Genomic DNA, 14,822 nt, shown 5'->3' with positions numbered 1-14,822 from the left:
GATCCGAATATCGTGCCGTGAGCCTTCCGCCGGTTTCTTCCTCACGGAGGGTCGAAGAAATAGGAACGCTTCGTACCTCGTCGGTTTGGTTCGAACACATGAAGCATAGGAGTTTTTCATGGCAGACGAGCAAAATCCCAACAAGCAACAGAACCCTGGTCAGCAGAGCCAGCAGGGCGGTGGTCAGCAGGGGCAGAACCCGAACCAGAAGCCCGGTCAGCAGAACCAGGATCCTGGCCAGAACAAGCCAGGCGACAAGCAGCAGGGCGGTCAGAGGCCCTGAAGCAAAAGCCCGGCTTCGGCCGGGCTACTTTCGGCTATCAAAATCACCGCCTTCGTGGTCACTTCGCTGCCAGCAGCGCAAGATGTGCGGCCAGCCGCTCCTTGGTCAATGGCTTCTGTAGCACTCCGACGGGTCCAATGGATTGCGCCCTTGCGAGGGTAGATGGGTCAGTGTTCGCCGTCACGAAAATCGCCTCTACGCCATAACGCGAACGAATTTCCAGCGCTGCGGTGATGCCGTCGGCGGGTCCAACGAGGCGGATGTCCATGAGGACGACGTCGGGCTTCTCTCGACCTGCGAGTTGGATCGCCTGCTCGGCCGAGACTGCCGTTCCCACGACCGTGTGACCGAGCGACCTGACTTGATCTTCGGCGTCCAGGGCGATGAAGAACTCGTCCTCGACGATCAGCACCTTCAATTTTCTGGCGTCCACGCCCGCTCCTTCAAGCTATTTGGTCAATTCATCGGGCGACATGGCCCGCCGGTATTAAGATCTCCCAGCGGATGCCTCGCGGCGTGAAGTCCAGTATGGAAGAGCTGTTTAGCGCGCGCGGGACCAGTTCTGTGATCACGCGATGGCCAAATCCTTCCCGCTCCATGTGCGATGGCGGACCGTCGCTTTCGCTCCATGAAAGCCGTATCCCACCCTCCTCGACCTGCCGCCAGACTATGACCACGCGTCCGGCGTCCGTCGACAAGACGCCGTACTTCGATGCGTTCGTCGCAAGTTCGTGTAGGGCGAAGCCGATATTCTGGACCGCCGTGGTGTCCAGGAAGAGGTCCGGGCCGCTAATGTCGGCGCGTGACCCGGCGCCGAAGGGCTCTAGGTGGGCGCGGACCAAATCGTGCAGCCAAGCCCCCCGCCAGTTTTGGCGGAGGAGGAGATCCTGCGACTGCGCCAGGCCCAGGATTCGCCGATCGAATTGGTCGATGAATTCGTTCACCGTCGCGCTTTCGCGTGCAGTCTGCAGCGCCATTCCCTTGACGACGGCGAGTTGGTTTTTCGCCCGGTGAACGAGTTCGCGCATGAGGAAATCGGAATGCTGCGCGCGCTCGTTCAATTCCTTGGATGCCGTTGCGAGGGTCTCGATGAGCACGTTCGCCTCGACGAGCGATGTCTGGACGGTATTCACGTCCTCACCTCGGCCTACAGATGCTGCCGCCTGCGTAGCCGCGTCGAGCGGCCGCGCCATCAGCCTGGCGAACAGGTAGGCCAGGGAGCCGCCGAGGACGAGCGCCATCGCCGCCAGCAGAGCGACGAAGAAGAGGCCTCTGTAGTAAGGTTCCTGCGTATGCGACAGCGGCACGGTTGCGGACACGAACCAGGGCGCCCGCTCGGACCTAACAGTCGCACGCAAGATGCGATCGCCGGCAATATTGGTGGCCGGATAGACTTGCTCGGCGTTTTTCGTCTGTTCGAACAGTTCGGGCGGCAGAGGTTTGCCCACATATTCGTCCTGCTGCTGAGACCGGGCCAGAACGATCCCCTTGCTGTCCGTGACGCCGGCAAGCCACGATGGATCAAGTCTGACCTCGGTTAGCACCTCTGCGACGTAGGCGGCTTGGAAGGACATGATCAGCACGTAGCGGACGCGCTTTTCATCGTCGAAAACCGGCACCTCGACGTTGAATACGGGCAGTCCATTGACCGATCCCCTGAAAAGGTTGGAGATCTGCGGTTTACCGGTATCGATGACCCGCTGCGCGGTGACCGGGTCGGAGGTCGGAGGTAGTTCGGCTCCGAAGTCCTTCAACGTATCGACGAGCTGTCGATACGACGTGTCGATCAGGACGATTGCTGCCTTAGTCGGTTTTAGCGCGAGAACGGCCTGGCGGTGAAAAGCGCTCATATTCCCCGTCCGGAGCTCCGATGACGTCGCCAGCGTTTCGAGGGTGACCAGCGCCCGATCCAGCTCTCTATCGACGACGAAACGGAGGTTCTGAGCGATCTGCATGACGCGGCGCTCAATCTGAGACTGCTCTATGGCCGCCATCCGATTCAAGCCGATGAACGAGACGGCGAGTACCGGGAGGATCAGGGCAAGGGCGAACAGCGCAAGGTAGGTTCGCACGCGCTGCGGAGCGGCGAGCTTCACAGGTGACCGGGTCATCAGGAAGCCTTCAGGGAACGGATATTGGCAGCAACCCGGCTGTCCGGGCCCGAACCCTCCCCTCGACCGTAAAATTGGTGATTTAGCATTTTTCCCCAGCGCGCCTGAAACGCTTACCCCAGTTCCAAGGTTCCAAATAAAGATCCGACATGGTCGGCTGCGCCACCTTAGAACGAAGGCGCTGAGCGTGCAGATCATGATGTTATGTCGCTGCGGTCGCCTCGTTGGCCATCGCAGACCTGCAACTTTGACACCGAGCAGGCGCCCTTTCGGCGTTCGCGTGGTCGAAGGCATCCTTACTTCGGGCCAGAAGAAAGCGCACTTTGACGCACGCCATGACACTGCGCTCGGAATCGACCCGTCGGTGATGAGACGCCCTCCGCAAGCGGTGGCGGTCTCAACACTTCAGATGCCTTATGGGAAGAGACGGGCGCAGGGGTCAGCTATGGTTCTAAGCGGGACCCGCCCCCAAGGTTTCGAAGCTCGTCGCGCAACTCGGTTTCAAGATCTCGCAGCATTTCGGCGGTCGGTCCGTTCGGGAATTGCTTCCCCAGCTCAAGGCACCTCGCAAGGCGAACTTCCAGGGCCTGCTTGTCCAAAGGGTCGATCATGAAATTGGAACTCCTGCCGAGTTCATAAGCCCGAACACCCGCTTTTGTTGCAATTCATTCCGCACGGTGTGTCGGCAGCTCGTCACCGAAATCCGCTTTCCCGGGGTCGAGTGAATTTTCGGAGTTCCAAAAACCGGGACGAGTGCGCTAGGATGGCGTTTTCCCTCCTCGGGGCATCTGATGTTCGATACGGAAACGACCGCGCTTTTGCGCGCGATCCTCGACGAAATCTACGAAAGCGTCTCCCGCGGCGAGATCGGAACGCGCACGCACGTCGCATCGAAGATCCTGGAAGCCGCCACCAGAGGCAAAGTCTCGCCCGATGGCCTCAGACAGGTCGGCCGCAAGACCCTCTCTCATGCACCCACGATGTGGCGCTAACTGAGAGCCGGGAGACGGACGTGAACTTCCAGGTCACCGTTTTGAAGATTTTGGCGGCATACCCGGGCGGGTTTGCCGTGATGGACGACCTCAAGCGTGACATGGCTATCCTGGCGACCAGTGGTCGCGACTGGGCGGACCGGACCAGGCGGCTCGCGGCCAAGGCGCCCGGCCTGGACATCTGGTCACAAGGACTGGTCGAGCGCATTAGCGGGGGATGGAAGATCACGACCAAAGGACGGGCATTGCTCGACCTCATGGAGGCCCGCCCAGGGGCGTCGGAGGCCGTCGAGGTGCTCGGGGTTGAAGATTCCATTGCGGTGTCCACGTCGCCCGTTCACCCGCTGCGGCAGCCCGCCGATCGAGCCAAGCGGCGGCGCGAGCGCCGGGAGCGTCGCCGTGAGGCACGTGAACGAGCAAGGGCGAACGCCTCCTAGCTTGGTCAAAGAAAAAGCCGCCAGCGGAGCTGGGCGGCTTGATAGTCCCGGACCGTCGGTTGCCTCCCCAGCCCCAAGCGTACCGCCGTTACCTTGTTTGCGGACATGCCGCTCCGAACTATCCAATGTGCTTCAATTCGGCTATTGGGCCGCCGATTTATGAACGCGCATTTCAAAGAGCCCGCTAAGGCCGGATAAGGATGGAAGCCGACCCCGGGGCTATGGCCAGCCGCGACTGTCCCGTCGCCCGGACCCGCCCAGCACCCCGATTCGAGGCGAAGCTCGTTTCCGCCGACGAAAGCGCGTGCTGTTAAGGCCGGCTTGCAACCGATGGGGAGAGCGCCGTCTAAGAACTGATCGCGGGACTAGGCGAGAGCCTTCAAAGAATCGAGACGCTTGCGCAGAAACGCCAGCACTATGATCTCTTCCGACGTGAGCTTGGCGTACTGTCGCTTGAACTTCCGAGCGATCTTGGCTTCGATGATTTTGACGAGGTCACCGGACATGTAGGCATTCAAGACTTCAGGGTGCACATAGCACTTGCGGCAGATTGCGGGCGTGTTGCCGAGCTGCTTCGAGACACTCTCGATCGCGGCGACGACGTTGCGCTTCGCCTCGGCCTGGCTGTCGTACTTCTTGAACTCGGTCAGCGCCAACGCCGCCAGAACCGTCCCCGCCCAAGTCCGGAAATCCTTTGCGCTGAAGTCTTCGCCTGTGATGTCCTTGATGTAGGCATTGACGTCGCCTGAATCGACGGTACGCGGCTGCCCGTCGTCGTCCAGGTACTTGAAGAGCTCATGTCCTGGGATGTCCGCGCAGCGCTTCACGATGGCGGCAATCCGCTTGTCCTCGACGCGAAGTTTCCACTGTTTGCCCGACTTGCCCGTGAAGTCGAACCGAAGAACGCCGCGGCCCACGGCAACGTGCTTTCGTCGCATCGTGGTGAGCCCGTAGGATTTGTTTTTCTCGGCATACTCGACGTTGCCGACCCGGATCAAAGTCTTCTCCAGAAGACTGACGATCGTGGCCAGAACCTTCTCGCGAGGTAGCCCTTCCAGCTTCATATCGGCCGCGACACGGTCGCGCAGCGCGGGCAGCGCGGCCGCGAACTGGACGATGTGTTCGTACTTGTTCTGGTCACGCAGCTCGCGCCATTTCGCGTGGTAGCGGTACTGCTTGCGCCCCCGAGCATCGAGCCCGGTCGCCTGGATGTGTCCGTTCGCCGAGGGGCAGATCCAGACGGAGTCATAGGCCGGCGGGATACCGATAGACTTGATGCGTCGGATAACGGCGGCATCGGTGATGCGCTTGCCGTCCTTGTCGTAGTAGCTGAAGGTAGTCCCCGTCCGCTTGCGGGTGTAGCCGGGAGCGGAGTCGCTGACATAACGAAGGCCTTCTTCCGCAATGGTGGCCGCGACCTCGGCAGTGCGGTCCAGGACCTGGTCTTCGCTGCTGGTCTGTCGGAGCATGGGTCGGTCCCCTCGGAAGCACTCCGGGATCGAGGCTCCGCCCTTTCACAAAGGATAACGACGCCGGTTGGTTCCGTTCTAACGTCGGTGGAGCGATGTGTAACTCGCTGACAGCGCGACAGGCCGCCGGTTCCTTCGGCAAAGCAGGCCGATGAGAGACGGCATGGCTCGACTTCAGACAATCGCCACAAAGTTCACCGACATGGCTCTGCCAGTCAGTGTGCGAAGGCCGCTATGTTCCAATATTCGCTCGATGCGTTGCGTCAGCGCTATGTCATCGAGAAAAGACCGCTTGAGACTAGCGTCGAACAGATCTTGCGGGCTGACGCCCGAGCGGGGGCCCGCGCCATCCTGGCTTCGATCGATAAGAGGCGCTTCGAAAACCGGTCCGAAGGCCAGCGCCTCCGCAAGATGCTACGCTTCGAGACCTCTCTCTGGGAAAGCGGCCATCATGCCGTGGCAGGCGTGGACGAGGCTGGAATGAGCCCTCTCGCCGGGCCGGTCTCCGCCGGCGCCGTGATCCTGAAACCCGGCACGCGGATAATCGGAATCGACGACTCGAAAAAGCTCGATGCCGCGGCTCGCGAAGAACTCGCGAAGGAGATCAAGGAAAAGGCTGAGAGTTGGTGCGTGACGTTCGTCGAGGTCGAGGAGATCGACGCGATCAACATCTATTGGGCAGGCATCCAAGCTATGCAGCGTGCGGTCCGGGGTCTAGGATTGACGCCGCAGCATCTGCTGATCGATGCGAAGCGGTTGAAGGAAGTCGACATCCCTCAGCAGGCCATCATCAAGGGCGATGCCAAGTCCGCGAGCATCGCTGCTGCGTCGATCCTTGCGAAAGTCGAGCGCGACACGGTCATGCGGGCTCTCGACGTCTCCCACCCCGGCTACGGCTTCGCGGATCATAAGGGCTATCCGGTGCCAGCTCATTACGATGCTCTCGCCAGGCTTGGCGCATGCGCGGCTCACCGCAAGTCGTTCGGGCCTGTACGCAAGGCTCTCGGATTGCCGCCCCTGCCGCCGTGGCCATCGGCCTCCGAGCGCGAAGGCGGCTGACCGGGGCTTTTGCTCCGAATCCGCTGCCTTATTTTCGCGACCAACTCTTTTCGCGAACGACCTCTTTGGCCTTTTTGTCGGAGCGCAGGCCGAGATAGACCGGCTGGCGCAGCTCTCCCTTGCTGGTCCACTCCGCGAACTTCACCTCGGCGACCAACGAAGGACGCACCCAGGTCGTGACCTGCTCATCCTTCACCTTGGCGGGAAAGGGCGACTTGGCCGTCCGGAGCCTCAGAAGCTTACCGTGAAGCTCTTCGAGAACCTGGTGGCTGAAGCCGGTGCCGACGTGGCCGATGTACCGCCACGCGCCATTTTCCCGCACTGCCAGCGCGAGAGCGCCGAAGAAGGGCCGAGTTCGCCTCGGCGCTGTGAAGCCGGCGATCACGACCTCCTGCCGCTGCGCCGTTTTCACCTTCAGCCAGTCTGCGTTCCGGCTTCCGGACGCGTACGGGCTGTCGGCGCGCTTCGCCATGATGCCTTCGAGATGCCTTCGCTCGGCTTCTGCGAAGAACTTCGTTCCATTGCCTTTGCGGTGGTTGCTGAACGCGATCAGCTTGTGACGTGGCAGGATGGCCTTGAGCCGCTTCTTGCGCTCCAAGAGTGGCAGCGCGCGCAGATCCTCGCCGTCCGCGAACATGAGATCGAACGCGCAGTACAAGAGCTTGGCTTCATGGCGTAGAGCGTTCTGAAGCAACTGGAAATGAGATGCGCCGTCCTTGCCGATCGCGACGAGCTCGCCATCGATCACGGCATCCGCCTTCACGCCCTCAAGCGCCTTCGCGACCTCCACGTAGGAGTGGCTGATAATCTTCCCATTACGGCTGTAGAGCGCGACCCGACCACGCCGGATCTCGGCCACCATGCGGAAACCATCGAACTTGTCCTCGAAGACCCAATCGGGGTCGTCGAATGGTAAATCGGTCAGCGTGGCCAGCATGGGCTGCAGGCGACGAGGCAGGGTCGATTTTCGGGCCATGGTAGGGTCTTTCTACACGGCCGGCAGCGGCCGAAACGAGGAGGACGGAAGGCGAACCCGCGCGACATAACCAGCCGCGACCGTCCCGCCCGCCCGTACCGCGCCCAGCACCCCGGATCTGAATGGAGGGGCCGTTTCCGCCGACGAGAGCACGTGCCGCTTAAGCCCGGCTCGGAAGCGGTCGATGAGGACGCAGGGCGTCCGGAGGCCCGTCAGCTCGACGATCGCGGACGGCCCGAGCTCGATCAGGCTCCCTAGCGGCATCCGTTCGAGGTCCAATCCGGCGGTGGTGACGTTCTCGCCGAGGTCGCCGGCGCCAACCTCGAAGCCGGCTTCGAGGAGGGACAGGAAGAGTTCGGATGCGATCAGGTGGACCTGCCGGAGATTGGGCAGACGGGGCCGGCGGCGTGCCAAATAGCGGTGCCGGACGAAAGGGCCGGCGTGAGCGTCGCCTTCGACGCCGTGGCCTTCCACCAGTGTTATGCTGTCCTGAGTTGGTTTGCTGAAGTGGTGCCCGCGGTCGGCGGCGACCGCCACTACCCTTCCCTGCAATGAGAAATCGTGCTTCTGCGGCATCAAGCGGCGCGGGCGAGCGAGCGCCGCTTCTGGCGCAGGTAGCGCATGATCTCCGAGAGCGACATCGCATTCAGGACCGCGTCGGCAGAGACGCCGCCTTTGCGGGCCATCTGGACGCCCCAGTGCATGTGGTCGAGTTCGGAGATCGAGTGGGCGTCCGGATTGATGCTCAGCATGCAACCGAAGTCGAGGGCCGCCTTGTGCCAGCGCCAGTCCAGGTCGAGCCGCCATGGGTGGGCGTTAATCTCGACCACAACGTCGTGCTTGGCGCACGCCCGCAGCACCTTTTCGACATCGATTTCGTAACCAGGCCGCCGCTGGAGCTGTCGCCCCGTCATATGGCCGATGATGGTGGTGTGAGGATCGGAAATAGCCCGAAGCAGGCGCTGCGTCTGCGCCTTGCGATCCAGCTTGAAGCGCCCATGGATGCTGGCGACCACGAAATCGAACCGCTCCAGAACGTCGTCGTCATAGTCGAGCGACCCGTCCACCAGGATGTCAGACTCGATACCTTTGAGGATCCGGAAGTCCTTGCCGAAGCGCTTGTTCAGACGGTCGGCTTCCCGGTGCTGCTGCGCGATCTCCTCCACGGAGAGACCGCCGGCATAGTGGGCAGACTTGGAATGGTCCGCTACGCCGAAATACTCGAAGCCCTGCTGGCGCGTGGCCTTAGCCATGGTTTCCAGCGTCTCGGTGCCGTCGGAGGCATCGGTGTGGCAGTGAAGAATGCCGCGCAGGTCCTGGTCGGTGATAAGCTTTGGGAGCTTGCCTTTCAGAGCCCGCTCGATCTCGCCGCGCCCCTCCCGGAGTTCGGGATCGATGAAAGGCAAACCAAGCGCGCGATAGATATCGGCCTCGTCGCCCGCGATCAGGGTCCGCCCCTTGTGCAGGCCGTCGGGTTCCAAGCGCATTTCTTTCTCGGCGGCCAGCGTCCGGAGCTGCTCGATATGAGCGGCGGAGCCGGTCGCGATCAGAAGCGTGGCGCCGAAGTGTTTTCGATCCGACACCCGAATCTGCAGTCCGTCGGCGGCTGACGGATTCTGTGCCTTGGCGCTCTGTGGAGCCTCCGCAACGATGGCGAGGTCGCCGACGAGCTCGCAGCCTCGACGGAAATCGCCGGCGATCGTCACGCGCTTGAGTTCGGGGCGATCCTTGCGAACAGAGGCCTTGGCGTGCGCGAGCAGGGCGGCGGCCCGGTGGAGGTGGAGGCGGCCTTCTCCGCTTTTCGCGATCACGAGGTTCTGCAGGATCTTGGTCTGCAGTGAGGCACCTAGTCCTTTTGCCTTCTTGATGCGGTCGTCGTTGGCGGCCGCCTCCAACTCCCCGAGCGAGCCGATGCCAAGATCCTTGTACAGCCGCAGCACTTTCTCCGGAAGAAGGCCAGGCACAGCGAGCATCTCGAGCACGCCCTCGGGAATCTCCTTCCGCAGCTTTTCCAGGCTCGGATGACTGCCCGTCTTATGAAGCTTGGTGATGATATCGGCTATCGCGTCGCCGACGCCCGGGATCTCGGTAAGTCGATCTTCGGCGACGAGCACGTCCAGAGGAACGGCTAAGGCCGCCAAGCTGTCGGCGGCCCGAGAGTACGCTTTCGCCCGGTAGGGATTGCCGCCTCGCAAGGCGGTCCGCTGCGCGTACTCTCGCAGAAGGCTTGCCACACCGCGCGCGTCGAGCGAAGGCATTCAACTAGCCTCTCTATCCGAGCTTTGTGGCGCCGCCGGAGCAAGGCGACCGCCGGAGCGCTCACTTGGCCGGCGATCGAGAGAGGCCTCGAGCTTCTGGGCTGCACGAAAGTCCTCAAGGTGCTGGACATTGGGGCCGTAGGCAGCCTCCTTCTTGAGGAGATTGTAGATCCGGCCGGCCACCAGTTGCAGATGCTTCATCTTGCCCCGCGGCATGGATCTCGCTTTGCAGAGAGCTCGGACTGCGTAGGCGCGGAAGTAGTCGAATGCGTCTGACATGGTAAGGGTAAACGCCGACTACCTCTCATGGTTCGATCGGGAGCGACGGGCGTCTCTGATGCGAATTCGTTCGTCGACGCGGGCGCTGACGTCGCCTGCATCCCGGCCTCCCTGCTGCGTCAATCCGAACCGGGAAAACTTGGAACCTCTAAGCTCAGCACATGTTGTGCCCGGCCAATACTGGAGGACGACATGAACAAGAAACTTCTTCTGCTGCTGACGGCCGCTTCGCTTCTGACGGGTCCGTCATTCGCGCAAAATCCGCCGGCGACCGACCGTCCGAACAACAATGCGGTCAACAGTTCCGGCCAGAACAATTCCGACAAGCCCGTCTCCGGCGCCAACAGTTTTACCGAAGGCCAGGCCAAATCGAAGATCGAGCAGGCCGGGTACACCGACGTCTCGGGCCTGAAGAAGGACGACAACGGGGTGTGGCGCGGCAAGGCCAGCAGGGGCGGCACATCGACGAACGTCAGCCTGGACTTTCAGGGCAACGTTAACGCGGCCAAGTAACCGAGCGCAGTAGCTAACACAGACAAGGGATTCAAAATGACCGTCACGATTTCACGTCTCTACGACAACTACTCGGACGCGCAGCGCGCGGTAACGAACCTCGAAGCAGCGGGTCTGCCGCATTCGGACTTGAGCATCGTCGCGAACAATTCCGACAACTGGTACAGCACCGACAATAAAGTCGATCGCGACCGCGACGGTGTCGACGATCGTGCGGAAGGGGCTGCCACGGGGGTCGGCGTCGGCGCGGGTCTCGGCGGCGCAGCCGGTCTGCTCGCGGGCCTTGGACTGCTGGCCATTCCGGGCTTGGGTCCGGTGGTCGCGGCCGGATGGCTCGCCTCGACGGCGCTGGGCGCGGTCGCGGGCGGCGCCACGGGCGGAGTGGTCGGTGCGCTGACGCAAGCCGGCGTTTCCGAGGAAGAAGCACCTCTCTATGCCGAAGGCGTAAGGCGCGGCGGCGCGATGGTTTCGGCCCGCGTTCCTGACGGCGATCGTGCGCGCTACGAAGCGATGCTCGACCAATCGGCCGTCAATCTGCGCGACCGCAGCGCGGCTTGGCAAAAGTCGGGGTGGAAGAGCTACGATCCGGCGGCGCAACCTTATGGGGCAGACGAGGTCCGCCGCGAGCGCCAACTCTACGGCGCAGGCGTGCGGTAGGGTCAAAAGGCGACCCGCCTCCGGGCGGGTCGCCTTTTCAGAAAGCTTCGCGCGCGTTTGCTTGATTTACCGGGGGCGCGGCATCAATGCTGGGCGCGCGGTGGAACTCGCTCGCTTGGCGGTCGTTGCATGGCCGCGGCAGCAGTAGCGGGTAGGAGTGCACGTGAACCGACGGCAACTTGTTCAAGGGTCTGCGTTGCTGCCGGCGCTGCTGCTCGCCTCGCGCAGCGGTTGCGCCGCTGCGTCGGATGACGCGTTTGGGTCGTCCACGGTCAGGGACTTGGCGCGTGCGCTGGCCGGCAAACCGTATGAGGCGCCGGACGAGAAGCTCCCCAGCGGATTGAAGGAGCTCGACTACGATCAGTATCGTTCGATCCGCTTTTTGCCGGAGCGCGCGCTCTGGCGCGGTAAGAACCTTCCCTTCGAGGCGCAGTTCTTCCATCGCGGCTTCTTCTACAAGAACAGGGTGACCATCTTCGAGGTCGCGGACGGGAAGGCTACCGAGCTCAAGTACCGCAAGACGGACTTTTCTTTCGGCGAGAAAGTCCCGGCGTTCGATGACGTCGATCTCGGGTTTGCAGGCTTCCGCATCCACGCGCCCATGAACCGTCCCGACTATTATGACGAGGTCTGCGTCTTCCTCGGCGCAAGCTACTTCCGCGCCGTAGCCAAGGGGCAGACGTACGGGCTCTCGGCGCGGGGACTTTCGATCGATACCGGCGAAGCCAAGGGCGAGGAGTTTCCGCTGTTCAAGTCTTTCTGGCTCGAGCGGCCGGCGCAGGGTGCAACATCGTTGGTGATCCATGCTTTGCTTGACAGCAAAAGCTGCGCAGCGAGCTACAGGTTCACCGTGCGGCCCGGGGACACGACGGTGTTCGACGTCGAAATGTCGGTCTACCCGCGGGTCGAAATGCCGCGGGCCGGTCTCGCGCCCATGACCAGCATGTTCTTCTACGGTCCGAACGACCGCAACGAAATCGATGACTTCCGTCCGTCGGTCCACGATTCCGACGGCCTTGCGATCTTCAATGGGAAGGGTGAAAGCCTCTGGCGGCCGCTCAGCAACCCCCGCGATCTCCAGATCAGCACCTTTCAGGATCTCAATCCGCGCGGGTTCGGGCTGATGCAGCGGGAGAGAAACTTCTTCGCCTACCAGGACATCGAATCCAGCTTCGAAAAACGCCCAAGTCTCTGGATGGAGCCGATCGGCGATTGGGGCGAGGGCGGCGTCGTCCTGTTCGAAATTCCGACGAAGGAAGAGGTCCACGACAACATCGCCGCGTTCTGGCGGCCAAAGAATCCGCTGCAAGCCAAGGGCGAACACAACTACACCTATCGACTGCATTGGGGGCCGGACAGCCCGAAGCCGCATTCGCTGGCCCGCTTTACGCGAAGCGGAATAGGAGCGCGAGGCGAGGACGCCCGCCTCTTCGTCCTCGATCTGGTCGGTGAGAACCTGAAAGGCATCGATCCCGCGGGCGTCAAAGGCGTGGTGACGGCGGAAAAGTCCGAGGTGAAGAACATCGTGACGCAGCCCAACCCCTACACCGGTGGGTGGCGGTTGAGCTTCCAGTGCCAGGTAAAGGGCGAACCGATCGAGCTGCGGGCGTTTCTAATGGAGGGCGAAAAGCCCTTGTCGGAAATCTGGGTCTACCGATGGGCACCGTGAGCCCGGCGCCGCGACTTGCCGTCGTCGATACTGCGACCCAGCGCCTGCTGCCGCGGGAAGCCCCGCTTGCGATGGCTCCTGGCGACCTGGGAAAGAATCGGGCACTCGACCGTATTCCCGAGCCGGCCGGCCCCGCGATGGCGTGGCGGCGCGGCCTCATCCTGCTCGCGACGGCGGCGCTCACGGGATCCGGCGGCTACGAGATGTATCGCGTGCTGGAGGTCGGGGGCGTCACCGTCCTCGAAGCCATGGTGCTGGCGCTCTTCTTGGTGCTGCTCGCCTGGGTCGCCTTCTCGTTCGCATCCGCGCTGGCCGGCTTCTTCGTGCTGCTGGCGCATCGTCCGGATGCGGCGACTGGCGCGGAACTGCCTTCGATTTCGAGCAGCACCGCCATGCTGCTGCCGACCTACAACGAAGACCCGCACCGATTGACGGCGCGGCTTCGTGCGATAATCGAATCCCTGGAGACGACCTCGCACGGACAGCTGTTCGACTGGTACGTTCTGAGCGACAGCACCGATCCAGACATTTGGGTCGCCGAAGAAAAGGCACTGCTCGCATTGCGACAGGCCGTCGGCACATCGAGGCTGTACTATCGCCACCGCGCCGACAACAAGGCGCGCAAAGCCGGAAACATCGCCGAGTGGATCACGCGGTTCGGCGCCGTCTATGACTTCATGATCGTGCTCGACGCCGACAGTCTCATGAGCGGGCAGACCATCGTCCGACTGGTCCATGCGATCGAGACCAATCCCACCGCCGGGCTCGTTCAGTCGCTCCCCCTGATCGTCAATGCGCGAAGTCTGTTCAGCCGCGTGCAGCAATTCGCGGGCCGGCTGTACGGACCGATGATCGCCGCCGGCGTCGCCTGGTGGCACGGCTCCGAAGGCAACTACTGGGGCCACAACGCGATCATCCGAGTGAAGGCGTTTGCCGAAGCGGCGGCGCTGCCGCGGCTGCGGGGCCGCAAGCCGTTCGGCGGGCACATCCTCAGCCACGATTTCGTCGAGGCCGCGTTGATGCGGCGCGCCGGGTGGGGCATCTACATGCTGCCGATGCTCCGCGGAAGCTACGAAGAGGTTCCGCCCTCGCTGCTCGATTTCGCCGCGCGCGACCGGCGCTGGTGCCAAGGAAATCTTCAGCACCTCGCTGTCGTGCCTGCACGCGGTCTCCATTGGCTGTCGCGCTTGCATTTCATGGTGGGGATTGGGGCCTATCTGACGGCGCCGCTGTGGCTGCTGTTCCTGCTGCTGGGAATGCTCATCTCGCTGCAGGCCCGCTTCGTGCGTCCGGAATACTTTCCCAAGGGCTTCTCACTTTTTCCCACCTGGCCGGCCCAGGATCCCGTGCTCGCCATTTGGGTGTTCGTCGCCACGATGGGACTGCTGCTGTTGCCGAAGCTGCTCAGCCTGCTCCTCGTCTGGATACGGCGCTCGGAGCGACGCCAATTCGGCGGCGCATTGCGAACCTCGGCCGGCGTTTTCGCAGAGATTATCGTCTCGGCGTTGATGGCGCCGGTGATGATGATCTTTCAGTCGATCGGGGTCGTCGAGATTTTGGCCGGCCGCGATGCGGGCTGGCAGACGCAAAGGCGCGACGACGGCGCGGTGGAGCGCCGCGAGCTCTATCGGAAGTACGGCGTTCCGACCTTGTGCGGGGTCGCGATGGCCGCAAGCGCCTACGCCGTTTCGTTGCCACTTCTGCTCTGGATGGCGCCAGTGATCGTCGGGCTGCTGTTCGCTATCCCTATCGGGGCGCTGACGGCCGGGCCCGCGCCCGGCAAACTGTTTGCCACCCCTGAAGACCGAGAGCCGCCTTCGGTCCTGCGCCGGGCCAACGAATTGAGCGCTGCGGCGGAGGCCGGCATCAAACCCGCTCTGGTAGCGCTGCGCGAAGACTCCGCGCTCCTGCGCTTCCACTTGGCGCAGCTTCCACCTCCGCGCACCGCCCGGCCTGACACGGTCGATGCGAACCTGGCGGTCGGCCGAGCCAAGGTGGACGCAAGCGATACCTTCGAGGAAGCCGCAGCGCATCTGTCCTCGCGGGAGATCCTGTCAATCCTGAACAACGGCCCGGTGCTCTCCACCGTACTGGAGAAGCGATGAGGATTTGACCTGCC

The 14,822-nt window shown here is 62.7% G+C and carries 14 protein-coding genes; 8 read left to right on the top strand and 6 right to left on the bottom strand.

All coding sequences use genetic code 11. The features are described from left to right. Positions 1 to 118: 118 nt before the first annotated feature. On the top strand, positions 119 to 283 hold the full coding sequence (locus JQ617_RS28995) for a hypothetical protein (RefSeq protein WP_212029301.1): 165 nt from the start codon (positions 119 to 121) through the stop codon (positions 281 to 283). A gap of 58 nt (positions 284 to 341) precedes the next feature. On the opposite strand, the gene JQ617_RS28990 is transcribed toward JQ617_RS28995, so the two are convergent. Together JQ617_RS28990 and JQ617_RS28985 are read right to left on the bottom strand one after the other, a co-directional pair. After that, positions 342 to 716 carry a response regulator gene (locus JQ617_RS28990; protein WP_212029300.1) on the bottom strand — a complete coding sequence of 125 codons (375 nt, stop codon included), beginning with the start codon at positions 714 to 716 and terminating at the stop codon, positions 342 to 344. Between the two features lie 28 nt (positions 717 to 744). Further along, complete coding sequence (locus JQ617_RS28985; RefSeq protein WP_212029299.1) at positions 745 to 2,394, bottom strand: sensor histidine kinase; 1,650 nt, start codon at positions 2,392 to 2,394, stop codon at positions 745 to 747. 791 nt (positions 2,395 to 3,185) lie between these two features. Here JQ617_RS28985 and JQ617_RS28980 point away from each other — a divergent pair. Next, positions 3,186 to 3,386 carry a hypothetical protein gene (locus JQ617_RS28980; RefSeq protein WP_212029298.1) on the top strand — a complete coding sequence of 67 codons (201 nt, stop codon included), beginning with the start codon at positions 3,186 to 3,188 and terminating at the stop codon, positions 3,384 to 3,386. A gap of 20 nt (positions 3,387 to 3,406) precedes the next feature. Beyond that, on the top strand, positions 3,407 to 3,823 hold the full coding sequence (locus JQ617_RS28975) for a hypothetical protein (protein ID WP_212029297.1): 417 nt from the start codon (positions 3,407 to 3,409) through the stop codon (positions 3,821 to 3,823). Positions 3,824 to 4,188: 365 nt separating this feature from the next. Here the strand turns inward: JQ617_RS28975 and JQ617_RS28970 are convergent, their stop codons facing one another. After that, the gene (locus JQ617_RS28970; protein WP_212029296.1) at positions 4,189 to 5,292 is read right to left on the bottom strand and encodes a DNA topoisomerase IB; all 1,104 of its coding nucleotides are present in this window, start codon (positions 5,290 to 5,292) and stop codon (positions 4,189 to 4,191) included. Between the two features lie 234 nt (positions 5,293 to 5,526). Between JQ617_RS28970 and rnhB the strand changes: the two genes are divergently transcribed. Further along, positions 5,527 to 6,351, top strand: a complete 825-nt coding sequence (gene rnhB / locus JQ617_RS28965; RefSeq protein ID WP_212029295.1) for a ribonuclease HII — start codon at positions 5,527 to 5,529, stop codon at positions 6,349 to 6,351. Positions 6,352 to 6,379: 28 nt separating this feature from the next. On the opposite strand, the gene ligD is transcribed toward rnhB, so the two are convergent. Genes ligD through JQ617_RS28950 form a run of 3 tightly spaced genes read right to left on the bottom strand, consistent with a single transcriptional unit; the run spans position 6,380 to position 9,585 of the window. After that, positions 6,380 to 7,327, bottom strand: a complete 948-nt coding sequence (gene ligD, locus JQ617_RS28960; protein WP_212029294.1) for a non-homologous end-joining DNA ligase — start codon at positions 7,325 to 7,327, stop codon at positions 6,380 to 6,382. Between the two features lie 12 nt (positions 7,328 to 7,339). Further along, positions 7,340 to 7,903: an MOSC domain-containing protein gene (locus JQ617_RS28955; RefSeq protein WP_212029293.1), complete on the bottom strand. Its 564-nt coding sequence runs from the start codon at positions 7,901 to 7,903 to the stop codon at positions 7,340 to 7,342. After that, a complete protein-coding gene (locus tag JQ617_RS28950) occupies positions 7,903 to 9,585 on the bottom strand; it encodes a DNA polymerase/3'-5' exonuclease PolX (RefSeq protein WP_212029292.1) in 1,683 nt (560 codons plus the stop codon). Before JQ617_RS28950 ends, JQ617_RS28955 begins: the two co-directional genes overlap by 1 nt. Positions 9,586 to 10,056: 471 nt before the next feature. Here JQ617_RS28950 and JQ617_RS28945 point away from each other — a divergent pair, with 471 nt between their 5' ends. From JQ617_RS28945 to mdoH, 4 genes are all read left to right on the top strand, one after another. Continuing rightward, positions 10,057 to 10,377 carry a PepSY domain-containing protein gene (locus JQ617_RS28945; protein WP_212029291.1) on the top strand — a complete coding sequence of 107 codons (321 nt, stop codon included), beginning with the start codon at positions 10,057 to 10,059 and terminating at the stop codon, positions 10,375 to 10,377. A gap of 36 nt (positions 10,378 to 10,413) precedes the next feature. After that, positions 10,414 to 11,034, top strand: a complete 621-nt coding sequence (locus JQ617_RS28940; protein WP_212029290.1) for a hypothetical protein — start codon at positions 10,414 to 10,416, stop codon at positions 11,032 to 11,034. Positions 11,035 to 11,242: 208 nt separating this feature from the next. Next, the gene (locus JQ617_RS28935; RefSeq protein ID WP_433996800.1) at positions 11,243 to 12,703 is read left to right on the top strand and encodes a glucan biosynthesis protein G; all 1,461 of its coding nucleotides are present in this window, start codon (positions 11,243 to 11,245) and stop codon (positions 12,701 to 12,703) included. Then, entirely contained in the window at positions 12,691 to 14,808 is a 2,118-nt protein-coding gene (mdoH, locus tag JQ617_RS28930; protein ID WP_212029289.1) for a glucans biosynthesis glucosyltransferase MdoH, read from the top strand. Before JQ617_RS28935 ends, mdoH begins: the two co-directional genes overlap by 13 nt. Positions 14,809 to 14,822 lie beyond the last annotated feature (14 nt).

The sequence above is a fragment of the Bradyrhizobium sp. KB893862 SZCCT0404 genome (assembly GCF_018130885.1).
GTDB classification, from domain to species: domain Bacteria; phylum Pseudomonadota; class Alphaproteobacteria; order Rhizobiales; family Xanthobacteraceae; genus Bradyrhizobium; species Bradyrhizobium stylosanthis.
Note: the sequence above shows the minus strand (reverse complement) of the source record. Positions and strands in the feature narration are given on the sequence as shown.